This window comes from Nocardia sp. TBRC8007 (assembly GCF_056629435.1).
In genome coordinates this window covers 1-297 of sequence record NZ_JBWSOR010000207.1, presented here as the reverse complement: position 1 = coordinate 297, position 297 = coordinate 1, and the positions used below count along the sequence as shown (strand labels likewise).

Below are 297 nucleotides of genomic sequence, written 5' to 3'. Positions count from 1 at the left end.
TACCGGCCTCTTCTCCTATATCGCGGCCAATATGGCGCTCGATTCCTATGCGGAGGTCCTCGCTCGTCGAGGCGCCCCCGTAGTGGCGGTCGGTTGGGGTCATATGACCGGCGGGGGTTTGCTCGCCGACGACGAGAATCTCGCTCGTTATCTGGTCAACTCCGGATTCGACCTCCTCGATATGGACGATGGCGCCCGATATCTGGAGGAGGTATTGCGGCTCGGTGTCACCCGGGTAAACATCTTCCCGATCAACTGGTCGCGGGTCGCGGCGGCTGGATCGCAGGCAGCGTTGAT

1 protein-coding gene is annotated in these 297 nt (G+C 61.6%); it reads left to right on the top strand.

Annotated features, from left to right (window positions below; genetic code table 11):
* Window positions 1–297 (top strand): hypothetical protein (locus ACX4ZE_RS23325; RefSeq protein WP_480275616.1); only part of this gene is annotated, 297 nt, incomplete at both ends.